The following is a 23256-nucleotide window of genomic DNA, read 5'->3' as shown; positions in this document are numbered from 1 at the left end:
TTGTATCAGGACGCGGAGGCGGTGTCGCCGTGCTGGCCGAGCGCGGCCTCGTGCAGCCGATGCCATGCGACGATGGCCCGGTCCGCGCGCACCATGGCGCCCTGCCCCAGCGCCCCGGAGCGCGGGAGGCTATGGCGGACCATCCGGTAGTCGTCCGGCTGGATGAAGCCGAACTCGAGCGCGAGCGCCATGCGCGAGGCGAGCCAGCCCAGCACCGGCACGCGCAGAGAGTCCTGGCGGAAGCGCGCGCAGATCCACGTGTGCTCGGTGTCGATGGGCGTGCATACCACCGCCCCCTGGAGCCGCGGCGTGAAGCGCAGGTGGACGACGCCCGGGTAGCCGACGCGGATGTCGAAGTGGAGCCCCGACCCCGACGGGCCCGTCTCCTCCCGGAGCCACCCGGTGGTGTGGATGGTGCTTCCCTCCTCGCGGACCTCGAAGGGCTCCAGCCGCGTATAGGCCGAGGGAGCGTAGCGCCGGTGTGCGAATGGAAAGTGGTGCAGGTCCATCATCCCTTCCATCACCCGGGTGAAGCGGGCATTCCACACGGCCTCCACGGAGGCGGCGCGGGGGCCCGGCTCGGGGGCGCCCGGGAGCCAGGGCAGCTCCGGCAGGGCACCCTGCCCCCTCCCGCCGAGCCAGGCCCAGATGAAGCCGTGCGCCTCACGGACCGGGTGCATGCGCAGACACAGCGCGCGGGAGGGCTTCGCGTCGCGACCTTCGCACGGCATCGCCGTACAGGCTCCGCCGCCGTCGAAGCGGAAGCCGTGGTAGCCGCACTCCAGCTCCCCCCGCACCACGCGCCCCAGCCGCAGGTCGGCGCCCCGGTGCGGACAGGCCGCGTCCGCGCAGTGCGCCGTTCCCGAGGCGTCACGCCAGAGGACCCGGGGCTGCCCCAGCCGGACGACTCCGAGCGGCGCGTCCCGCCCCAGCGACGACGCACGCGCCACCGCGTACCAATGGGCACTCCACCGCTCCGACACCTCGCGCACGGAACTCTCGCTCATCCCTGCCTCGGATTGGACCATCAGTTGGACCACTGGTCTAATCCGGACAGAGGTTCCGTGCAACGACGACGGAAGCGTGAGGGGGCGTCCCCGCCCTACTTCCCCTGCCCCCCGTAGAAGTACACCGACAGGCGGCGACGCAGGCCCCGGTCGCGCTTCGGGTCCTTCATCAAGGCCATCAGCGGCTCATCCACCTCCGGCGTCCCCTTCGAGGTGACTTCCAGCGAGTCCACGTACTCGTGCCACAGGTGGCGCTCGCTTCCCTGGAGCCACTTGACCAGCAGGGGCGCGAGCCGCGCGTCTCCGGCCTCGCTGAGGGTGCCCACCGCCGCGCGCTCCACGGCGAGGAAGGCCGAGAGCACGTTCATGTAGAAGCGCAGCCTGTCGTGCTCCTTGGGCTCCGACTTGGGGCCCAGCGTGGCGCGGAAGGTGTCCAGGGTCTTCTGCCGCACCAGCCGCTCCCCGCGCAGCTTGGACGCGCGCGCCTCCAACATCTCGAGGGCCCGGTCGTGTTTCAGCGCGCCCAGCAGGCCCGTGGCGCAGAGCAACCGGCGAAGCGCGACGGGGTCTCCCGCGGCGGCATCGACGCGCGCGGGCTCCAGTCGCTCATTGAGCCGGTCGGTGTACGGCTCCGGGTCGTCCTTCATCTCCTCCAGCCACTTCAGCGGCTCGGGACCGCCCTGGGGCGCCACCCCATGGAAGGTGCCGCACAGCCGGTCGATGCGCTGGTCCGCCTCGGCGGGCTCCAGGGCGAGCGCGGGCAGCGCGGTGAAGAGCAGCAGCACCGCCGGCAGCAACACGGGGAGGCGCATCGGAGCCGCGCGGAGCTCGGGGCGCGTCAGGAGGTGGGAAGGCATGGAGTCCTCGGAGGTGGAAGGCAGGGCCGGGTCGGGGAGCCGGGAGCGAAGACTCATGGCTGCACCAGCAGGGTGTTGCCAGGGTCGCTGAAGTGATCGACGCCCGCGTCGCGCACCGAGCGAGCCGCCTCGCGCGTGCTGTCGGGGAAGCGGCGCATGACGAGGAGGTCGTTGTCACCCTCGTCACCCACGTCGCCACTCACCTGTGGGAAGAACCACCACTGCGGGCCCGTGTAGTCCGTGTCATTGGTCAGCGCGTGGCCAATCTCGTGCGCCAGCACCCGGCGGTCCAGCGGGGTGTCCGGCCGCATCAGTATCCACGTACTGGTCCCCGAGCCTGTCAGGCGGTCGACGGCGGGGAAGTACGTGACGGCGTAGGCGGACGTGTGTTGCAGGAAGATCTCCAGTGGGCCGTAGAAGACCTCCAGGACGTCAGGGCGCATGTGCGGCGCGTAGTGCTCCTGGATGACCGCAGGCTCGTAGATGCCCGTGCGGACGTCGGTGACAGCCACGTCGCGCAGGACGTCCGAGCCCGTGGCGCGGTCGCGGGGTGCATCCTCTTCCACGATGTCCACGACCTGCACGTCCACGCACGCGGGGGCCCATGCCAGCCGCGCCTTGGCCACCTCTTCGAGGACCTGGGCGCGCGACACCACCGGCCCCCGGGCGTTGAGCTGCGCGGGAAGCCCCACGCCACCATCCGGGAGCACGGGCCCGGGCCCCCCAGCGACAAAGGTCCACTGGCCCTCGCTGAGGTCCGCGTAGCGCTCGCTGGGCTCCGTCACGTCGTGAACCGCGTTGCCGTTGAGGTCCGCGTAGTTGAAGCGGTGGTCGTTGTCGCCCTCCTCCATCCCGGTCAGCGGGTTGAGGAACCCGATATCGACGAAGGGCTCGTTCCAGATGTGGACATGCAGGCGCAGCACCCGCCGCTCCTCGGGGGCTCGGCCGCAGGTGGGGACCTCCAGCTGGTGCAGCTGGCCATCCGGGGAGGTGTAGAGCGCAATCACGCCCCCGCGCAGATAGCCGGCGCCGTTGAAGCCGAGCCGGTGGGTGCGGTCTCCAGTCGTGTCATCCGCCACGAAGCCCAGCTGGTTGTCGCGGGCCCGGAACTGGTCGTCCGGGTTCATCATGAGGTCGTCGTTGGTGGTGAGCAGCTGCGAGGCGGACACGAACACGCCGGTGTCCGGCCCGGTCTCCCGCAGAGCCAGCATGTCGGGCGAGTCCGTGTAGCCGCCGGCCAGGCTGGAGGGCACGGAGTCCAGCGTCCCGAGCCTCGCCTCCACCGTCTCCACCGCGCCCGGGTCGTGGTTGGCTGACGGGTCCGTCACCCGGACGTAGAAGCGCGCGGGGTCCCGGTCGATGAAGTGCTGCCCCGGCGAGACGTGATTTCGCACGTAGACGGGAACGCCAGGGCCCGCGTCACCCACGCCACCATCCGGCAGCGTGGACGGGCTCACCACCTCCACGGCGTACGCGTCCTGCCACAGGCCCGGCACCACCGAGAAGGCCGGCGCGTCCGGGACGTGGTCCGCGGGCACCGTGGTATCGCGCATCACTTCCAGTCCCACGATTTGGAGCGCCATCCGCTCGGAGCTGAGGGTGACGCCATCGTGAGTCACGAAGCCCAGCTCCAGCGTGGCCGCGCCGGGCCGCACGCCCTCTACGCCCACCTCGGCCGGCACCAGCTCCGTCGGAGTGGAGAACCGGCGCGGGAGCACGTGCTCGGTGGTCTTCGCCGGGTCCGTCCAGGCCCGCACCGGGAAGGGGGCCGCACCGTCGGCCGTCAGGGTCGCCGTCCCTCGCAGCCCCGCGGGCTCCACCCGCAGCGCCACGCGCACCAGGTCGTTCTCGCGCGCCACGGAGGTCTCCGTGGAGTCCAGCGCGCCGCTCAGGTTGTCGTCATCCAGGTTGGCCATCAGCACCAGGCCCGGGGCAGGCAGGCCGGGCTGGGGTCCCAGCTGCATCCGGTACACGGTGAAGCGGTGCGTGGCGGTGGCGAGCTGGAGCGTCCCGCGCCACGCCGTCACGGTGAGGGCGTACTCGCCGGGGGCCTGCGGCACGCTGCCCGACAGGCCTGTCCAGTCGATGAAGCCAGCGGGCCCCCACGTCATGAGGCGGCCGCTCATCACTTCGACGGACGGCGACGCGAGGTTGACGAGCCGGTAGCGCACCTGGTCCATGGACAGGGCGCCGTTCACCTGGAAGGTGACGCGCATGGGTGTCGTGGGCCCCAGGGACGGGTGACGGACGTAGGCAGGGCCGGTGAGGGCGATGGTGGGGTGCTCGTAGAGAATCGCGAGGCGCTCGCGCGTGGTGGCCAGCTCGGCGCCCCCCGAGCTGAAGACGCTCACCCGCACGTCGTAGCTTCCCGCGGGCACCGGCGTGCCATCCGCGCGGCGGCCGTCCCACGGGTACAGGAGCAGCTGCCCCGGATACCAGCCCGTCTCGTTGAGACGGACCGTGCTGAAGACGGCCGTCTCGCTGCTGGCGGGCAGGATGGAGATGCGCGTGTAGCTGCCCGGGAAGTCCAGCAGCCAGCGGTAGAGGGCCTCGTCCAGCGAGTAGACGATGTCCACCCGGGACTTGTCCGGCGCGACCATCTCGGGATGGGCCTGCGTCGGCCGGTCGATGCAGACGCCCCCTTCCGTGCGGCAGTTGCCGAAGAGGTATTCCCGCGTCAGCACCCCGGTATTGGGCGTGGGCAGGTCGTTGTCGGTGACCGTCAGATGCACCCGCCAGATGCCCAGACACGCGGCCGGCAGCGTCGCTCCCGCCGGGAAGAGCTCCCAGGTGTGGGCATGGGCGTCCGTCGGAGGCGTGGGCGCCACGCAGCCCGCGGGCGGGCTCGCGCTCCAGGAGTACTGGTCGATGCCGAGCCCCGGTTCCGGAGAGCTCAGGTCGGTCATGTCGTCCGGGTCGTAGCTGCCATGGCCGCTGATGGAGACGCTCGCGGGGAACACCCCGCCCTCGGTGAAGAAGCGCGAGGTGGCGGTGAGATGGGGCAGCGGGTTCACCTGGACCGGCAGCACCCGCACCGTATGTGAGGCGCTCACGCGGTTGCCCTCCGCGTCGCGCACCTCCAGCCGGAAGCGGTAGGTGCCGGGGAGAATCTGCCCCGAGCCCAGCGACAGCGTCTCGGAGCTGCTGTCGATGCCCGGGTCACCCAGTGCCTCGAAGACGGGACCGGTGCGGTAGTGGCCGACGTACTCCAGGGGGAAGGCGTCCAGGAACCAGCCACGGGACGTCACGCCCCCGGAGATGGGGGCCTGCAACGCGCCCCCCACGAACACGTGGCAGCGCGCGAGGTCCATGGGGCACGGCGAGTCCGGGTCACTCGACTGCTCGCGCAGCCGCAGGGGGAAGGCCTGGTCGCCGCTCAGGCCCGGCCCCACCACCGAAGGGCCCTGCACGCTCGCCTCGGGAAAGGCGTCGACGATGATGGCGACGGGCGCACTGGAGCCCTCTTCCCCTTCGTCATCCATGGCGTGCAGGCGGAACACCCACGTGCCCGCGTGCGCCAGGGTGGTGGTCTGCGTGAGGGTCTGGAGGGCCGGGTAGACGTGGCCGATGGGCACGCCCGCGCGCGCGGGGGCCTGCAACAGTTCCCAGCGGTAGCCGGCGATGTCGCCCCCGTCCGGGTCCGTGGCCGCGCCGGTGAGCTGGATGGGGCTGTCCACGGAGACCTTCGCTGGCGAAATCGGGGGGCCCGTCACCGTCACCACGGGCAGGTCGTTCACCACCATGACGGTCAGCTCGCCCTCCCCTTCCGCGGGCGGCGTCTCGTTGTCACGGACGCGGACGCGGAAGCGCCAGGCGCCCGGCGCATTGGCGGTGAAGCCCAGCGTGGGCTGGGACGAGGTGCCAGGGGGAGGAGCCCACGTGTCCGTCCCCGGGCGCCGCACGTCCCAGGCGATGTTCGTGTACTCGCCGCCATCCTCGTCGCGCGGGTCCATGGAGAGCGTGAAGGCCCGGTTGACCAGGACGCGTCCGCTCGGCGGGGTGATGATGGGCCGGGGCGTGGGGTTGGGGACGTCCACGGTGACGCTGCCCAGGCTCACGCGCTCCCCTTCGTTGTCCTCGACATTCAGGGTGAACACCCACGTGCCCAGGTCCTGCTCGCCATGGAAGGTGATGCGGGGCGCCCTGGCACCGACGTCGGAGAGCACCGTCGACGGATGGTGGGGCCGCGGGGCCACGGTCCAGAAGTAGAGCAGGCCGGCGGTGCGGTCGCCCCCGTTGTCCGGGTCCTCGGCGGTGGTGGTCAGCGTGAGGGTGGCGTTGTGCGCGGGCGTGCCGCTCAGGCCCACCATGCCGCGCGGCGGGTCGTTGTAGACGGTGATGTTGTAGGTGACGGACAGCAATTCGCCGTAATGCCCGCTGTGGTAGCCGCAGGCATTGGCATCTGCGCCGTAGTAGGCGTTCACGTTGAAGTGGCACGTCACCGCCCAGGTGCCGAGGTCGCTCAGCGAGGGGAAGCGCACCTGGAAGGGGTACTGGTTGAAGTTCCCCCCTGCATAGGGGCAGCCCGAGCTGGGAGGGGCCGAGACGGTCGCCGCCCCACCGGGGGACGGCCTCGCCGAGACGAAGCAGTTCGGGAGCCACCCGGAATAGCCGAAGGCCAGCCGCGTGCCCCCCGGCTCCTGGAGGGTGTAGGTGCGCTCCGTCTTCACCAGCTGTCGCTCGGAGAACGTGCCCACGGAGCGCTGGGCCAGGGCGGGTGGTGCGAAGAGCAGGAACAGGAGCACGGCGGGCAGCGCGCGGGCTTGAAGCGAACGCATGGGGAAGACCTCTGCGGGAAGGCGATGACGTGAGGCCGCGCTGGCGTGAGGACGCAGCGGCGGCCGGAAGGGGGCTGGCGCTTCAGGAGTCCTTGTCCAGCACGTTGGGAAGCCCATCGAGGTCCACGTCCCCGGGCTTCTCCTTGCCATCGAGGACCTGGTCGTTGTCGCTGTCCGGGTCCTGGTGGTTCAGCAGCCCGTCCCCGTCGGCGTCTCCGGTGAACTCGTCCTTGTCCGGCAGCCCGTCGCCGTCCTGGTCACCCGTCTGCATCAGGTCCAGGTAGAAGCCCTTGCTGGCGCGCGCGGAGCCCGAGCACTGCGTGCCGGGATAGAGGGCCGTGGCCTCCCACTCTCCGCCCTCGAAGGCGCGATGGGTCACCACGAAGCAGCCCGCCGTGTCCGTGCCCACCTGGTGGTGGACGAGCATCCCGGACGGCTCCCGCAGGCGCACGCTGAGCGCCTCCAGCGGGCGCTTGGGCGTCGTGCAGCCCTGGAGCTTGACGCGCATGCAGGGACGCTTGTTCTGGTACTCCTTCGGGTCGCACTTGGAGACGCCGAGCGTCAGGGTGGTGTCGGTGCGCTCGCGCAGCGCCACCTCCAGCGTGGCGCCCCCCAGCCGCACCAGGGTGTCGGAGCGCCGGGCCCAGGCTGAGATGTGGACTGGCACGTCCTTGCACAGGGGCGCCTTGTCGGGCGGCTTCACCTCGAGGCCACCGAAGGCGTACTCCCCCGGGGGCAGCCACTGCTTCGCGGGCCACACGCTGTGCTCCCAGCCCTCGGGGACACCCTGGGCACGGAAGTACACCAGCTCGCCCTCGGGCAAGGTGTTGTGGAGCTGGAAGGCGAGCTTCGCAGGCGTGAAGCCGACGCCGGGCGCCCCCTCCAGCCCCGTCGCCGAGTACAGCAGGGTGCGCCTCAGCATCCCGTCCATCGGGGTGCCGCTGCTCTGCGCGAGGGTGAAGTTCTGCTGGGCCTCGTTGTTGGCGGGGTTGCTGTCGTTGACGAGCCGGCGCAGCTGCACGAGCACGCAGCGGTGCGGGTCCTCGGACTGCGCCGGGCGCCAGAGGACGCGCGCGTTGACGGAGCCGCCCGCCGGAATCTCCGGGATGATGACGCTGCGGTACGTGACGAACTGGTCACTCGGGCCCAGGGCGTGGTTCGGGTCGGAGAGGCTGAACTTCACCTCCACGTTGTAGGCACTCACCCCGCCACGGTTGTGGACGCGCGCGTAGAGCCAGTTGTCGGTGGCCCCCACGGGCTGCTCGGTTCCCGGCAGCGCCGCCTGGGGATTCATCTCCGTGCCGTTGGTGGGCGCGTCCACCCAGATGTCCGGGCTCAGCCACGGCACCTCCGGGTTCTGGTCGATGGCGACTTCCGTGGTGGCCGGTGGCGCGTAGTCCACCTGCACGTCGTAGCCACCCGAGGCGCCCTCGCGCCGCGCCATCACGCGCACGGCGAGGCCCAGGCCAGGGATGTTCTCCGTGAGCCCCAGCGGCACCAGCGCGTCCTCCACGCCCGGCGTGGAGAAGACGTGGTCCGTCACCACCATGGCCCCCTCGCCCTGCGGGATGTCGCGGTTGACGGCGTAGACGAGCACGCCCTCGGCGCCCGCGGGCAGCCGCGCATCCAGCCCTCCGGCGGAGAGGCTTCGCGGCTCCACGAAGTAGAAGTTGCGCTCGGCCTCGAAGCTGGTGACGAACGGCGTCAGGCCGATGGCGACGGCGCGGTAGCTTCCCGCGCTCGCGGCGGCTCCGGGATAGAGCAGCCGGATGGAGCCCGCGCCGGTGCGCGGCGCGCGTGGGATGAAGAGGATGTCGCCTCCTCCGGGGTCCAGCCAGGTGGCGAGCGACTTCGAGGCGGCGAGCGGATGCACCGGGGCGGCTCGCGCGGGCGCGGCCGGAAGGGCCATGGGGTCCCAGCCCAGCGGCACCTTGAGGCCGGGGAGCACCTCGGCCCCGGGGTAGAGGTGCAGGTCCTGGAGGCCGAACTGGTGGCTGAAGCCGTGTGCGTACTCGGGCAGCTCGCTGAGCGGGCCGTGCACGGAGGTGGAGAGCCAGCGCGTGACGCCATTCACCTCGTAGGGCCACGCGCCGGGCGTGGCGCGGTCCACGGCGAAGGCCTCGTCATTGACGACCACGAGCAGGCGCTTCACGTCATCGTCGGGGCTCGCCGTGGGCCCGTCGAGCAGCGCCGGGTCCACTCGCTGGAGCAGCTCGCGCGTCAGCTCCATGAGCGGGTCCTGGTCCGCGCTCTCGTAGTCGGCGCGAAGGCCGCTCAGCTCGAAGGGGCCGGCCAGCTCCCAGCGCAGGGCCGCCCGCCCGCCGCTGGCCTCCGCGAGCCAGGGCCCCAGCTGCATGAGCCGCAGGCGCACCTGGGCCGGGTCCACCCTGGCGTCCTGGCCGCGGAAGTGGGCGACGACCACCAGCGCGTTCTGGTCTCCCGTGGGAGCCGGGCCGCGCTGCACGGTGAAGCGGCGCAGGCCCAGGTTGTTGCTCCGGCGCACCCGCTCCAGCCCCGGGCCCGCCACCGTCTCGTCCCCCGGGAGCACGAGGCTCACGAGCAGGTCCACGCGCCCGTCCCACGTCGGCGCGTCGCGAGGCGCGCGCGGGCGCCAGATGAGCGGCCCCACCACCGTCACGCCGGGCACCAGGGAGGTCCCCGCCCCCGTCGCCGCGGGCACCCGCTCCACCTCGAGGGTGTGGCGAGGGCGGTTGTCATCGGGCGCGTGGTACTCGCTGAAGAAGTCGTCGCGGGAGTAGTCGGCCGGGAAGGCATGCGCGGAGCCAGGCGTCGTGGTGTAGAGCTGCACGGAAGCGCCCAGGGCCGTGGCGGCGGCGCGGTTGCGCACGGCCACGTAGACGTAGTTGTTCTGGCCCATCCTCGGCGTGTGGAACTCGTACGCGTCCAGTCCGTCGCGCGCGGCGCGCTCCAGGTCCACGTTGGGCGTGTTCCGGACGAGGATGTCGGGGGTCGCCAGCTCGGGCCCTGGCGGCAGCGGCCCCGCGGCGGGCTCCTCCCCGGTGTCGCCGGCGAAGTCGCGCACGAAGACCTCCGCCGCCGACGCGGCCCCGCTCACCAGCGCCACGAGCTCCGCGCGCGCCGTGTCGGTGATGTAGAGGTTCCCCGCGTGCAGCGCGAGCCGCTCGGGCTGGGACAGGCCGCCCGCCGGGACGAACTCGGTCTGCGCGCCGGTGCTCAGCGAGAGCAGCGCCAGGCGGTGGTTGCCGGTGTCGGCCACGACGAGCTCGTCCGGCGAGCGCAGCACCACGTCATGCGGGTCTCTGAGCTGCCCCGGGCCCACGCCTGACATGCCCCGCACGCGCAGCGGCAGCAGCATGTCGCGCGGCACCTCGACGATGGGCTGCTCGCCGCCGCAGGCCAGGAACACGCGCTCTCCCCCGGGGCTCACATCCAGGCCGGAGCACGAGCGTGGGATGCCCGTGTCCTCGCGGTACACGGTCCACCCGGTGGCGGCGGCTCCCACCGCGGTCAGGATGCGCTGGCGGCCGGCATCGAGGACGTACAGGCGCCCCATGCCATCCACCGCCAGGTCCTGCGCGCCCGCGAAGGGGCGCCCCGCCGCGCTCCGCCCGGTCGCCGCGACGAAGGCGGGCTCATGGACGTAGGTATCCACGGGTGCTGGAGCGCGCACGAAGCGCTGCACCTCCCCCACCCCGCTGTCGAGCACGTACACGCTGCCCGCCCCGTCCGCGGCGATGCCCGTGGGGAGGTCCAGCCGCTCCACGGACATCGGCGCGCTCATGTGGCCGAAGGCCGTGAAGGCCGGCGCCATCGTCACCGCGCCCACGGGCGCGTAGTAGGCAGCCGCGCCGAGCAGGTCCGTCACGAGGACGCGGCTCGGGGCCTGGGCGTCCACCGCGACGCCCATGGGGGCCATGTAGCCGCCGGACAGGTGGTAGGCGGGGCCAAACTCCTGCGCGAAAGCGGGCAGCGGGAGCAGCAACAGGAGGAAGGTGAGCGAGCGCATGAAGACCTGGCGAGGTGGAGCTGCGCTGGCTCCCCAGTGCGACGAATGTGCCAGGGCGGTCTTCCCCTCTGGGCGAGATGCCGCGTCACCCATCGGTTGTATTCCGCCAGGCAACGGCCCCGGGAGCGTGTAGCCGCCGGGTCCACAGCCCGCCCTGCCGGTACGGCAGCGGGTCCCCAGCGCCCCGCCCCGAGGCTCCGTGCTTGCGTTCGAGGAGGAGCTGCCGGGCGCGCGCCACCTGTCACCGGACCGTCAGGCTCCTCGGGCGCCCCGGCGCTCCCCTTCGGCCCGGCACCGCGAATGCGTGAGGTCTCGGACCTGCGTCACCCGGTGAAGACGCCCCAGCAGATGTCGTTCCGCGCCCGCTGGTCTTCGAGGACCCGCTCACGGACGGTCGATGGCAACCGCGTGTCGCGCGGAAGGCAGCAACCCAGCTCGCCTGCCTCCGCCAGCAGCGTGGCGAGGTTGTCGTCAGGTCGAGCGAGCCGAGGTCGGTGCGAAGTACGGACGCGCGGCCTCGTCAGCCTCAGCGCGGGAGTGTGCAATCTTCCCGGCATCGGCCTGCGCCAGCGCGGCTTTCAGCCCGGCCGTACCGAGGTCGTGGCAGTACGCCGGTGTGCCGGGCTGCTGCCGCCAGGAATCGGCGAGCGTGCCGGCGTCGAGGCCGTCGAAGCCCAGCGCCTCGATGAGGCCCAGCACCACCTGCTTCGCACGCACGTCGTCGCCAGCGACGGGGAGACAGACACGGCCCGGGGTACCGGCGGGTACGCCTCGCGTGGCCAGGCTGTTGGCAACGATGTTGTTGAATGCCTTCACCACGGGGCGGCCCAGCATCTGCGCCACCCACTGGCTCTCGGCCAGCCCTCCGTCAATTTCGGCAATGCGGCCATCGCGCGACGGGTAGTAGTTGCCGGTATCCACCACGACCGCGGACGCTGCGGCGAACACGTGGCGCGGCAGCTCGGACACGGCCTTCTGCGGGATGGTGACGATGACCACGTCGTGAGCACGAGCGGCCTGCTCCACGGTCGCTGCAGTCGCGCCCGTCTCGGCCGCCAACGCGGCCAGCGAGGCGGGGCCACGCGAGTTGGCAATCGACACCCGGTGCCCGAGCGCCGTGAGCTGCCGCGCGAGCGTGCCGCCGATGTGACCTGAACCGATGATTCCGATGTCCATGACGTTCCGTTTCGTTTGGCGAGAGGAGTGGACCGACCGCAACCGGCGCAAAGTCACATGAACAATGCGCGACTGATGCGGACTCCGAAGTCCGCATCGGGATTCGTGGTGCTGTCCCCCATCCGTTCCTGGAACGCCGCCACGGCCAGGTCGCGCCGCTTCGGCAAGCGCGCCGCGTCGGCTGCTGCCAGCGCGGTCGGCAGCTGCTCGCGAGTGAGGTCCGTACAATAGCAGGGGGCACCTGGCTGCTGCCGCCACGACTCCGCAAGCGTGCCCGCGTCGACTGCGTCGAACCCGGTGTCCTCGACGAGCGCCATTGCCACGTTGCGATCCGCTTCCCGGTCCGCCGCAACGGGAAGTGCGATGCGCCCCGGGCTCCCCGAGGTCATTCCCTTGGTTGCGAATGAGGAAGAGCCGATTGAGTTCCACGCCTTGGCGACCGGCCGCCCCAGCCGCTCAACGACCCACAGGCTTTCGACCTGGCCGGCTTCGATGGCGTCAATCCGGCTGTCACGCACGGGATAGTAGTTCGACGTGTCGATGACCACCGTCTCGCGTGGGACGCGGGCCATCAGCGGCGCGACCTCGGGGAGACGGTTCAGGGGAATCGAGAGGATGACGACGTCCACGTCGGCCACCGCTTCGGGGACCTTGACGGCGCGTGCGCCAGAGGCCAGCACCTCGGCCGCGATCGTCTCCGGACCGCGCGAGTTGGCCACCTTCACGTCATGTCCGGCCGCACCCAGTCTGAGAGCCAGGGTCTTGCCGATGTGGCCAACGCCGAGAATGCCGATCTTCATATCGAGTCTCCTTGTGTTCCTTGGGGGCGTTCACTCGACCGTAGCCGTGGGTGAGCTGCAGGCACCGGAGCCCCTGTCGGCGTGTCATCGACGGTCCTTCGGCTGAGGTCGGGTGAAGCGGAGACAGCCTCCGCTTCCCTGGAAACAATACGGAGGCAGCCTCCATTTCGCAATATGATGAGATCCGCTGAGGAGGATGGGCCGATGAGCACCGGGGAGACGGAGGGACGCAAGCCGCGGGCAGACGTACTGCGCAACCGAGCGAGCATCCTGGAAGTGGCACAGCGCCACTTCCTGGCGCACGGGATTGGCACCTCGCTGGAGTCGGTCGCCAAGGAGGCAGGCGTCGGGCCGGGCACCCTGTACCGCCACTTCCCCACGAGGGAGGCGCTGCTGGCGGCGGTGCTGCAGCTGCGCTCGGAGGAACTGGTCGCGCGCCGCGCGGAGATTGCTCGGGTCGCGGACCCCGATGAGGCGCTCCGGCAGTGGATGCGGACACTGGAGGACTACTTCAGTGCCTTCAGCGGCCTGCCTGAACCGCTCATGGTCGCCGCTCGGGAACGCGAGCCGGAGAATCCGCTGACCCTTCCGTGCGACAGCCTCATCGCCACCACGAACGAGTACTTGAAGGCCGCGCAGCTCGGGGGCCACGCGCGCTCCTCGGTCAGGGGCTACGACCTGTTCCTCACCGCGATTTCCGTCGCCTGGCTCAAGGGCACCGGCGCCGCCGACGACGCCTCGCTCACCGCCGTGCGCACCATCGTCGAGACCGGGTATAGCAGTGGCTCCGACCAGGGTTGAAGCGTAGGGGGCGCTCCCGGGGTCAGCTCTCGCGCGCCGCGGCTTCCAGCGCTGCGATGTCCATCTTGATCATGCCCATCATGGCCTGCATGGCCTTGGGATGGCTCACCAGCTCCTCGACATTGCGTGGCACCACCTGCCAGCACAGGCCGAAGCGGTCGGTCAACCAGCCACACGCCATGGGCTGGCGGTGGTTCTTCCCCCGCCGTTCAAGGGCACACAGGGGCTGCTTCCTGGGAGCAGGCCGGATGTCCACCTCAGGTGTTCTCCGGGCAGATCACGTCGTGCCACTTGCGGCCGTCGAACATCGCGATGTCGAACGGGCCGAAGGAGTACAGCACATCCTGCGTCGCCGACAGGCGATAGGTGGTGCGCGGTTCCTTCGGATGGATCTTGACGTCCCGAAGGCCACCCTGGCGAAGGACCGCCAGGCGGTTGTCCGACAGCGCAAGGTAGAGCTTGCCCTTGAATTCCTCCACGGCCCAGCAGTTGCCGTCGAAGGAAGGATCGCCGATGGATTGCAAGTGTGGCCCCGAACCCCGGAAGACACCACCTTCCGCGCCGCAGGCCACCAGATCACCAGATGCGAGGCAGCGAACGTCGTAGAGGTTCTGGTGGGTCGGGCTGTCGATCGTTCGCCACTGCCGGCCATCGAAGTGCCAGATGATTCCTTTCAGCCCGACCGCATAGACGTCATGCTCCGAAAAGCCATCGATCGCCATGAAGTTGAGGTTCTTGCCCTTCTTCCCGAGGTCGAACTGTTCCCACACGCGTCCGCTTCGACGGTAGAGCTGGCCGGCCCAGCCGCACGCGAAGACGGCTGAGCCGATCGCGCGGACGCGCTCCATCGGCCCCGCCTCTTCGGCGCCTGGAAGTTGCTCCGCCTGGAACCGGCCGGCCATGTTGTCCACTGCCAGCTGCGCCTTGCGGGGCGTCGCATGTTTGACCAGCCCATTCTTGCCGAGGGCCACCACCTCGGCCCGCTCGCGCACAAAGGTAATCGAAGTAATGAAGTCCTCTTCGACCGAGTGGTAGCCCCATTCGCCGTCGAGCAGACAGCCGATGACGGACGAATCAGCGTCACGGTGCTCGTGCATGCCTGCGCCGAAGAAGAACTGGTCGCCGTCGATGGCCACGCCGTCGGAAAAGAAGAGTTCAGGCCTGGCCATTTCGGCTCCGCGGTCCGACAGGGTGTTGTCGTCGACGTTCTGGTGGGTCTTGAGACCGCGCGGACGCGTACCGCCACCGGGAAGCGCCGAGCGCGTCTTCGAGTACTCCGGCACCGGCACCACGGGGTGACCGGTCTTCCCATCACAGCATCTGGCCGCGTTGGGCGTGCCCACGGTCTTTGCCGTCGGGTTGAACGGAACGAGCATGCAGCCGAGCATAAGCTGGATAGGGACTCTGTTGAGGGTGGAGGGCTGGAGCCCGAGGCCAACCAACTCGAGCTCCACCCGTGGTCGCAGAAGCCCGCGCTGGTGCAGGACCTCGCCCGGCGCGGCATCACCCCCATTGCCTATAGCAGCCTGGTGCCGCTCTCGACGTGGCGGGTAGCCCGCGGGCACGACAGCGCGAAGACCGAGCAGATGCGGGCAGACGGCCAGCGCGCCGACTCCCCCTTCAAGGCGATGGCCGCCCGGTACGGGGTGAGCGAGGCGCAGGTGCTGCTGCGCTGGGGCATCCAGAAGGGATACCCGGTGCTGCCCAAGAGTACCAACCCCCGGCGCCTGCGGCACTACGTACTGGTGTTCGAGGACGAAGACACAATCAGGAGCCTCACTCCCGACCGGAACCTGCTCGACCGCATCAACCTCGACCCGGGGGTGTGGTTGCAACCGCCAAGGGGCGCGACGTCGATTTCGTATCGCGATACTTCACGCCTCAGGCCAGCATCTTCGAAGACCCTGTCACCGGCTCCGCGCATTGCTCGCTCGTGCCCTACTGGGCCGAGAAGCTGGGCGCCGTAACGTATCTCGAAGGGCACCTGACGATCCACCTCGAAGCCTTGTGAAGCGGGCGGAGATTCCGTGCAACGACGACGGAAGCCGCGTGGGGAATGCGCCGTCGAGAGGCTTTCCACCTGGCCGGCTTCGATGGCGTCAATCCGGCCGCCGCGCCCGGGATTGGAACGGCGATCAAACTGCCGGGAGGTCGTGTTTCGGCGAGGCGCCGAACTTGCGCCTGTAATCGCGGCTGAACTGTGCGGCACTCTCGTAGCCGACATCGAATGCCGCCTCGGAAACCGAGAGCGTGCCGGCGCGCAACAGGCGGCGGGCCTCAAGGAGCTGCAGGCCCTTTCGATACTGAAGCGGTGACGACGCCGTGATCGTCTTGAAGTGCTTGTGAAACGAAGACGCGCTCATCCCGACGCTGCGCGCGAGCTTGGGGATCTCGACGGGCGATCGAAAGTCCCGCCGCAGCTGGGCGATCGCTCGCGCGATCGCGCTGGCGTGGCTGTCATGGCGGAGCAGGTCGCGCAACATGCCGCCAAACGGCGCCGTCGCGAGCCGGTAGTGGATCTCGCGCGAGACGAGCGGCCCCAGCGCCGCCGCATCCGTCGGCGCAGCCGCGAGTGCGAGATAGCGATGGAGCGCGTCGACGAGCTTCGCATCGCAGGTGTGGACTGAGAGCGAGCAAGACTGCGCGGCGGAGGGAGGCGCGTCGGCCATTGCCTCGTACAGGTCGCGCAGCGTGTCCAGTTCCACAGCGAAGAGCAGCGCGAGGTATGGGGCTTTCGTGACGCGTGCGATCACTGGAAGGTCGTGACTGGCGAGCAGACACTCGCCAACGCCCATCGGAAACGAATCGGCTCCCAGTACCGTTTCTTTTCGTCCCTGGAGGACGAGGATGATGACCGGCTCGTAGATCGCCGCTTCGAACGATGTCGGCTGGTGGTGCCGGAGGATGCCGAGGTTCTTCAGCGGCCGCACGTACTGGCTGGCGCGGCCATCAGGGCGAGGAAGCTGGCGCGCTGCGAGTTCGGCGAGGTCCGCGAGGTCCATGCAGCGAGCGTAGCACCCTCGCGTTATTGTCTCCGGCGAGAGGATCGAGCAAGAAGCAAAGAGCTACCGGCAAGCACCTCACGAGGTGCAGTCGTAGATTGGGCTCATGACGAACAACACGCTGACCGTGCATCACCTCGGGCGTTCCCAATCGGAGCGGATCGTCTGGCTTTGCGAGGAGCTTGGGCTCGAATATGAGCTGAAACGGTATGAGCGCCGGAAGGACAACAGGCTGGCGCCGCCGGAATACAAGGCCCTGCACCCGATGGGGACGGCGCCCATCATCACCGACGGGCAACGGGTGCTCGGCGAGTCCGGGGCAATCGCCGACTATCTGATCGCGACCCATGGCCAGGGACGGCTCGCAGTGATGCGCGGCCAGCCCGGCTTCGCCGACTATCTCTACTGGTTCCACTTCGCCAACGGGACCTTGCAGCCTGTCGTCTTGCAGGTGAGGTATCTGGAGCGCGTCGATCCTTCCGAGAAGAATGCGGCGCTGCAGGCGGCGAAGGAGCGGTTCAACCTCGTCTTCTCCACGGTGGAGAAGCGTCTGGGTGAGGCGCCCTATCTCGCCGGTCCGGAGCTGACGGCGGCGGACATCATGACGGTGTTCTCGCTGACCACCATGCGGCTGTTCAAGCCGTATGACCTCTCGCCGTGGCCGAACATTCTGGCCTATCTGCAGCGGATCGGCGCGCGCCCCGCCTATCAGCGCGCGATGCAGAAGGCGGACCCGGACATGACACCGTTGTTGGGGGCCACTCCATGACCGAGAGCGCCGTCACCCTCGCGACCGGAGCCGACCGAGAGCTGAGTTTCCCCGCGTAGATCCAGGTTCACGCGCCCATGCCACGTATACCTATCCAGTCCAGGAGGGTCATACACAATGGGAAAGCCGTCCAGCGACGCAATGACCGAAATGAAGTCCCTTTACACAAGTAAAGGCCTGCCGGAAAAGCCTGACATCATCGTCATTCTCACCGACCAGGAGCGCTACCCGACCCATTGGGATGGCTTTGAGGACACGCTCACGAGCTGGCTGCGGCTCCAGCGGCACGGCCTGACCTTCGAGCGAGCCTACACCTCCGCCTGCATGTGCACGCCCTCGCGCGGTGTGATGCTGACCAGCAACTACAGCAACCTCACCGGGCTGGCGATGACGCCCAGCACGCTGTCCTATTCCGACCCGCGCATCCCGAAGCTCGCGGCACTGATGCAAGCGCAGGGCTACGACGTCATCTGGAAGGGCAAATGGCACCTGTCCTCGCCAGCCGACGTCATGCAATGGACGCAGTACGACATCACCAACATGCAGGAGCAATACGGCTTCTCCGACTGGAACCCGCCGGATGCCGGCACGGTGACCGGCTTGTCCACCTACGAGTCCTGGGCCACCGCCGGCTCGGGCACTCCGGGCCGCGTCAATGCAGCCAATGACAAGCGCTACCTGCACAAGGACGGCAAAGGGGTGGAAGCCCACGGCTTCGGCGAGGGCGCCATCGAGTTCCTGGAGGCGCGGGCCCTCGGCCGGAAGAGGAAGGACGCCGCCGCCCAGCGGCCTTTCCTCATGTTCATGTCATTCGTGAACCCGCATGACATCAACTTCTTTCCCTGGGGCTGGCAGAGCTTCGGCTACGGCCCGGAGGACCTTGCCAATCTGGACATCAAGCTGCCGCCCAACGCGGTGGACAGCCTGGTGACCAAACCCACCATCCAGACCCATATCCGCGACATCCTGAACGCGGGGCAGCCAATCATCGGCCAGGAGACGCTGACCGGCGGCGCGCCCCCGCTACCGGGGGACCCCCGCGGAGGCATCCAGCTGGACCCGGCCAACGACATCCATAACTACATCAAGTTCTACGCCTACATGACGCGGTACGCGAACGACCGGGTCAACGAGTTCCTGGATGCGGTCGATGAGCACGGCTTCACCGATGACGCGCTGATCATCCGCACCTCGGACCACGGCGAAATGGGGCTGTCCCACGGCTTGCGGGAGAAGGTCTACAACGTCTACGAGGAGACCATCCACATTCCGCTGGTCATCTCGAATCCGAGGCTGTTCGCGGAGCCGCAGAAGACCCAGGCGCTCTACGCCCACGTGGATTTCCTGCCCACCTTGCTGGACCTGGCGGGCGGCCCCGGCGTGTACCCGCTGATGAAGGGCAAGAGCCTGGCACCGGTCATTCTCCTCCCCAGCCCCGGGGTGCAGGACACGGTGCTGTTCTGCTACGACGACGAGTCGGCGATGATCAGCGATCTCCAGTTCCTCTGTCATATCCGCGCGATCCGTCACGGCCACTTCACCTACGCCGTGTACTTCTCGCCGAACCTGCCGGGCCAGTACCAGTACGAGCTGTACAATCTGGAAGCGGACAGCCTGCAGATGGCCAACCTGCTGTATCAGCCGAACCAGGTCACCGAGCCGGTGAAGTCGCTCTGGGCCGAGCTGCAGGACAAGCTGAACCTCAAGCTGATCGAGGCCGGCCAGCCGCCGTTCCCGCCGGTCCGCTGACAGCGCTGGTCTCTCCTGTCCCGCGTCTTCGCCGTGGCGGGTCTCTTGACGCGGGACAGGTGCTGCGTTGCCACCAGTACCGTTGGGCCGGACAATTCAGCTACTGGACTTGGCCCCCGCTCAGAGACAGTCCCTAGCGCCAGAGCGCCAGGTCGAGCTTGTCGCGCAGCACTTCCCCTAGCAATCCCAGCTCGCGCTCATCGGCGCTACTGACGTAGACGACGTTTGCGCCGGGCTGCGCGTAGAGCATGAGCGACGCATCGACCCTGTCGTAGAGGACCTGATTTCCATCTGCGTAGGGCACTGCCGTGAACCCGAACCGCGCGGCTGTCTCCTCGAGTCCGTTTCGGAGTCTGAGTTGAGCCGCGACCGACTCCTCGGCATGTCGGCGGTCCCTCAGTTGCAGGCTATGCGGCAGCAACGGGTTGCGCAGCTTGAGAAAGGCCTCCGTGTAGAGGAAGCGCAGCAACGAGCCGTCGAGCGGCATCAAGGTCGGCTCTTCCTCGAGCAAGGCGCCCGTGTCCTCGTCAACGGACCAGCCCGCCTGCAACAGGCCGCGGACGTCACGCTCGCCGCCCTGTGTCTCGAGGAAGATGTCGTAGGGTGCGTCAAACTCATAGGTCCAGAGAAACACGGCATGGCGGGGCGGGCGCAGGCCGGGTTGGCTGTAGAACTCCTCGAGCGCGTCCATGCCGAACTTCATGTGCTCCAAGAATGGGCCGAGCCCGCCTTGGCGTGTCTCTCCCAGGGTCTGCAAGAAGGCGCGGTACTCGGGCGGGAAGAGCGTGCCGGCCAGGCGTTGTGCGTGTTCAATGCGAGCCGCCGACGCACCGGCAATCGCCTGCGGCAGCCAAGGGGTATGCCGCTCGAAGTAGCGAACGAAGCCCTCCAGCTGGTCGCTCCAATACGCACTCGTGTTCATGGGGTCGGCCTTCGTGCTCTTTCGGGTCGTGGGTGCACAGGAGTGCGCGAAGGGCCGCGCACCGGGCCGGAGAAGCGGCGGCGCGGCCCCATACACCCACCTACTTCCGCCGCCCTGCGAAATACCTGGGACGCAGGCCGGAGCATAGAGGAGATGCAGCGGCCGGCCAGCCACGAGGCGGAGCGGCGGCGCATAGGATGCACCGACATGGACTTCCAGGCGCGACTCGAGGCGCTCACGCACCAGCTCCGGCCCTGGTCCCCGCTCTGGTCCCGCTCCATCCTCCAGGGCTGGCCCGAGTCCCGCGCCGCCTATCCCGAGGACTGGCTGGCCTATGCCCGGTCGCTCGATGAAGCGGGCGAGCGGCAGTTGGACCAGGGCGCACTCGTGGGCGTCCCGCCTCCGTCCCTGGGCGCGCTCCTGGGCGCGCTCCAGGAACTGACGTCGCTGCCCTGGCACGAGGGCCTTCACGCGCTGACAGTCGCGCAGACGCAGGGACTCAGCGCCAAGAAGACCCACGAGCTCGAGCGGGTGCTCGCCCTGCTCGCGCCCAGAACGCGCTTCATCCACCAGGCGGTCGATATCGGCGGCGGCATGGGACATCTCGCCCGCCTCTGTGCGCGGACGTTCGGGTGGACCTTCCACAGCATCGATCGGGACGCCGCGCTGCAGGACAAGGGCCGGCGGTGGCTGGCGAGAACCCAGCCTCCGGGCGGGGACACCCTGCATTTCATCCAGGCCTCCGTCGAGGATGGGCCCCAACCGCGGCTCGATCCGCTCTTCTCCGGCCGGGACCGGGCCTCCATCGGGCTGCACACCTGCGGGCCGCTCGCCCTCACGCAGCTCCGCAAGAGCCAGGGGGCGGGCTTCGTCCTGAACATCGGCTGCTGCTACGACAAGCTGCAGGCCCCGCGGGACTACCCCGTCTCCCGCTTCGGGGGCGTGCATCCCCTGCCCTTCACCCCACATGCCCTGGCGCTGACGACGCGGGGACGGCATCACAAGACCGAGGTGGAGTTCGCGCGGATGAAGCGGGTGTACGCGTGGCGCTTCGCGTTCGACCTCCTGTCGAGGCAGCGCTTTCCGGAGCGCGGCTTCGTGAGGGCTGGGGACGCGCCCCGGACGCTCTATGCTGGAAGCTTCGCCGGCTACGCGCGCGACCGCCTGGAGCGCCTGGGCCTCGAGCCCGGCATGACGGACGCCGAGCTGGAGTCCTTCGAGGAGTCCGTTCGCGCCGACACGCGGGATATTTTGCTCTGCCATCTGCTGAGGGACCGCTTCGCAAGGGCGTTGGAGGTCGTGCTCCTGCTGGATCGCGCGCTCCTCCTCGAGGAGCTGGGCTTCCAGGTCGAGCTCCTCCAGCTCTTCGAGCCGCGCCTGTCTCCGCGCAACCTCGCGCTCATCGCGTCGCGGGTGCGATGAGGGAGCGTCTCTTCCACGCGTGGGTCGGCCATCCGCGGGAAGCCAGGAACACGGGAGGCCTGGTGGGACGCGCCCTCCGGCGAGGAGGGCTGTCCACCGGGCCTCCCTGGTGGCTACGTCACCTCACGGTGAGGCACTTCGCGGGGCCGAGCGTGGCCTGGAAGTACGGCGTGTAGAGGTCGGGCGCGAGCGTGAAGTTGCAGGTGTTCACCGAGTCCGGCGACAGGCCCTGGTGCTCCTGCATGTAGCGCGCGACGTAATCCCGCACGCCGTCCGCGGAAGACCACAGCAGGCGGCCTTCCTTGAACATGCTGTACCCGCCGCCGCCACCGCCGCGGTAGTTGTTCACGGCGATGCGGAAGACCTGGTCGTCCCGGACGTCGAGGCCCTGGAAGCGCAGGTGCGTGAGCCGGGAGCCCGCAGGCTTCGTCAGGTCATAGCCGTACTCGATGCGCGAGTAGAGGTCCCAGTTGTAGTCCGCGACCACGGGCATGGTGGCCTTTGCGTCCTCGGGCCTCGCGGGCAGGTTGGCCGCGTCGAGCTGCTTGAAGTACAGCGTGTTCATCTCCAGCGCGCGCCGGAGGATGGAGCCGTTGATCTCCATCACGTATAGCGTGTTGTCGTAGATGTAGACGCTGTAGGCATCGCGCAGGGTGACGTCCCCCGCCGGCAGCGCGACGTTGTTGCTGAACAGGGCGGTCGCGGACAGGTCCACGGGGAAGCCGGCCTCTTCCGCGGCCTCCTCCTGCACGACGTTGAGCAGGTCCGCCAGCGGGCCGTCCACGTAGCGTCCCGCGAAGCCGCCCGTGAAGGCCGCGGTGGTGCTGCCGATCTTCTGGTTCACGTAGGCCACCGTGGTGTCGTGGTAGGCCTGGGTGAGCTGCTTGACGGTGGCATCCTCCGCCACCTTGTCGTCCACCGCGTGGAGCTGCGAGTCGTGCGTGTCCACGCCCCAGCGCTCGCCGTTCCAGGTGACGTTGAGCTGCACGTGGGCTAGGTGGCTGCCCCAGCGGTTGGGCTGCGTGAGGAGGACCTCGCTGCCGTCCTGGTTCTTCAGCAGCATCTTCGGGATGGGCTGGTGGGTGTGGCCGGTGAGGAGCACGTCCACGTCCGCCACCTGCTGGGCAATCTGCACGGCCTCGTTCTCACCGGGGAGGTTGCCCCGGTCGGTCCACTTCGTGGGGTCCGCGTAGTCCGCGAGCCACGACTCGGGGCTGGTCGCGCTGCCGACGGGCTGCTTGTCCGGACCGCCGTGGATGGCCACCACCACCACGTCCGCGCCGGCCTGCTTCATCGCCGGTACGTAGGCCTTCGCGGTCTCCAGCGGGTCATCGAAGCGCAGCCCGGTGATGTTGTCCTTGCGCTCCCACGTCGCCACGCCCGGCGTCACCAGGCCGAGGATGCCGACCTTCACGCCGCACACCGTGGTCATCACATACGGGGTGAAGGCCTCGGAGCCGTCCGCGAGCTTGCGCACGTTGGCGCCGAGGAGCGGGAAGTTCGCCTCGCTCTTGAACTTGTTGAGGACGTCCTGGCCGTAGTTGAACTCGTGGTTGCCCAGGGCCATGGCGGCGTAGCCCAGCTCGTTCATGGCGGTGGCCATGGGGTGCTTGGGCGCGTTGTCCACCACGGCGTAGTAGGTGCCGAGCGGCGAGCCCTGGATGGTGTCACCGGTGTCGACGAGCAGCGTGCAGTCCGGGTTCTTCTCCCGCTCCTGCCTGACGAGCGTGGCCACCCTGGCGAGGCCGCGCTTCGCGTCCGGTTTCCCGGTGAAGTAGTCCCACGGGAAGATGTTGGTGTGCAGGTCGCTCGTCTGGAGCAGCGTCAGCGTGCGCGGCGAGGTGTCCACCGGGGGCGGATTGAGAGGCGGGTCATCGTTGGAGTCACAGGCGGTCAGCAGCGAGCTGGCACCCACGAGACAGAACATGCCGGTGCGCAGCGCGCGCATCATGAAGGGAAAGCGGTTCAAGAGGCCTCGACCATGA

16 protein-coding genes and 1 pseudogene are annotated in these 23256 nt (G+C 69.1%); 6 read left to right on the top strand and 11 right to left on the bottom strand.

Features of this window, described 5'->3' with window-relative positions; genetic code table 11:
* Window positions 1-5: 5 nt before the first annotated feature.
* From LXT23_RS24740 to LXT23_RS24715, 6 genes are all read right to left on the bottom strand, one after another.
* Entirely contained in the window at window positions 6-1007 is a 1002-nt protein-coding gene (locus LXT23_RS24740; RefSeq protein WP_253982748.1) for a Rieske 2Fe-2S domain-containing protein, read from the bottom strand.
* A gap of 95 nt (window positions 1008-1102) precedes the next feature.
* A complete protein-coding gene (locus LXT23_RS24735) occupies window positions 1103-1921 on the bottom strand; it encodes a hypothetical protein (protein ID WP_253982747.1) in 819 nt (272 codons plus the stop codon).
* Window positions 1918-6642, bottom strand: a complete 4725-nt coding sequence (locus LXT23_RS24730) for a PKD domain-containing protein (RefSeq protein ID WP_253982746.1) — start codon at window positions 6640-6642, stop codon at window positions 1918-1920. The genes LXT23_RS24735 and LXT23_RS24730 overlap by 4 nt, the downstream gene beginning before the upstream one ends.
* 82 nt (window positions 6643-6724) lie before the next feature.
* Window positions 6725-10630: a CARDB domain-containing protein gene (locus LXT23_RS24725; protein WP_253982745.1), complete on the bottom strand. Its 3906-nt coding sequence runs from the start codon at window positions 10628-10630 to the stop codon at window positions 6725-6727.
* Between the two features lie 471 nt (window positions 10631-11101).
* On the bottom strand, window positions 11102-11863 hold the full coding sequence (locus tag LXT23_RS24720; protein ID WP_323379078.1) for an NADPH-dependent F420 reductase: 762 nt from the start codon (window positions 11861-11863) through the stop codon (window positions 11102-11104).
* Window positions 11860-12606 (bottom strand): NADPH-dependent F420 reductase, encoded by a 747-nt coding sequence (locus LXT23_RS24715; protein WP_253982743.1) that lies wholly within the window; start codon window positions 12604-12606, stop codon window positions 11860-11862. The genes LXT23_RS24720 and LXT23_RS24715 overlap by 4 nt, the downstream gene beginning before the upstream one ends.
* A gap of 204 nt (window positions 12607-12810) precedes the next feature.
* On the opposite strand from LXT23_RS24715, the gene LXT23_RS24710 reads away from it, so the two are divergent.
* Complete coding sequence (locus LXT23_RS24710; RefSeq protein ID WP_253982742.1) at window positions 12811-13407, top strand: TetR/AcrR family transcriptional regulator; 597 nt, start codon at window positions 12811-12813, stop codon at window positions 13405-13407.
* Between the two features lie 22 nt (window positions 13408-13429).
* Here LXT23_RS24710 and LXT23_RS24705 read toward each other — a convergent pair whose 3' ends face one another.
* Entirely contained in the window at window positions 13430-13663 is a 234-nt protein-coding gene (locus tag LXT23_RS24705; protein WP_323379077.1) for a VOC family protein, read from the bottom strand.
* Between the two features lies 1 nt (window position 13664).
* On the bottom strand, window positions 13665-14783 hold the full coding sequence (locus LXT23_RS24700) for a WD40/YVTN/BNR-like repeat-containing protein (RefSeq protein ID WP_253983158.1): 1119 nt from the start codon (window positions 14781-14783) through the stop codon (window positions 13665-13667).
* On the opposite strand from LXT23_RS24700, the pseudogene LXT23_RS24695 reads away from it, so the two are divergent.
* A pseudogene (locus tag LXT23_RS24695) lies at window positions 14703-15146 on the top strand (aldo/keto reductase); the annotation flags it as partial. The gene LXT23_RS24700 and the pseudogene LXT23_RS24695 overlap by 81 nt on opposite strands.
* A gap of 86 nt (window positions 15147-15232) precedes the next feature.
* The gene (locus LXT23_RS50400) at window positions 15233-15418 is read left to right on the top strand and encodes a PhzF family phenazine biosynthesis protein (protein WP_253982740.1); all 186 of its coding nucleotides are present in this window, start codon (window positions 15233-15235) and stop codon (window positions 15416-15418) included.
* Between the two features lie 124 nt (window positions 15419-15542).
* Here the strand turns inward: LXT23_RS50400 and LXT23_RS24685 are convergent, their stop codons facing one another.
* On the bottom strand, window positions 15543-16409 hold the full coding sequence (locus LXT23_RS24685; protein WP_253982739.1) for an AraC family transcriptional regulator: 867 nt from the start codon (window positions 16407-16409) through the stop codon (window positions 15543-15545).
* 106 nt (window positions 16410-16515) lie between these two features.
* Between LXT23_RS24685 and LXT23_RS24680 the strand changes: the two genes are divergently transcribed.
* A complete protein-coding gene (locus LXT23_RS24680) occupies window positions 16516-17178 on the top strand; it encodes a glutathione S-transferase family protein (RefSeq protein ID WP_253982738.1) in 663 nt (220 codons plus the stop codon).
* A gap of 117 nt (window positions 17179-17295) precedes the next feature.
* The gene (locus tag LXT23_RS24675) at window positions 17296-18927 is read left to right on the top strand and encodes a sulfatase-like hydrolase/transferase (protein WP_253982737.1); all 1632 of its coding nucleotides are present in this window, start codon (window positions 17296-17298) and stop codon (window positions 18925-18927) included.
* Between the two features lie 133 nt (window positions 18928-19060).
* Here the strand turns inward: LXT23_RS24675 and LXT23_RS24670 are convergent, their stop codons facing one another.
* The gene (locus tag LXT23_RS24670) at window positions 19061-19849 is read right to left on the bottom strand and encodes an SMI1/KNR4 family protein (protein WP_253982736.1); all 789 of its coding nucleotides are present in this window, start codon (window positions 19847-19849) and stop codon (window positions 19061-19063) included.
* A gap of 207 nt (window positions 19850-20056) precedes the next feature.
* On the opposite strand from LXT23_RS24670, the gene LXT23_RS24665 reads away from it, so the two are divergent.
* Complete coding sequence (locus tag LXT23_RS24665) at window positions 20057-21271, top strand: methyltransferase (protein WP_253982735.1); 1215 nt, start codon at window positions 20057-20059, stop codon at window positions 21269-21271.
* Window positions 21272-21389: 118 nt separating this feature from the next.
* On the opposite strand, the gene LXT23_RS24660 is transcribed toward LXT23_RS24665, so the two are convergent.
* Window positions 21390-23240, bottom strand: coding sequence for a bifunctional metallophosphatase/5'-nucleotidase (locus LXT23_RS24660; RefSeq protein WP_253982734.1), 1851 nt, complete (start codon window positions 23238-23240; stop codon window positions 21390-21392).
* Window positions 23241-23256: the final 16 nt, after the last annotated feature.

The sequence above is a fragment of the Pyxidicoccus xibeiensis genome, assembly GCF_024198175.1.
Taxonomy (GTDB): Bacteria; Myxococcota; Myxococcia; order Myxococcales; family Myxococcaceae; genus Myxococcus; species Myxococcus xibeiensis.
The sequence above is the reverse complement of the archived record's forward strand: the minus strand, read 5'-3'. Positions and strand labels throughout refer to the sequence as shown.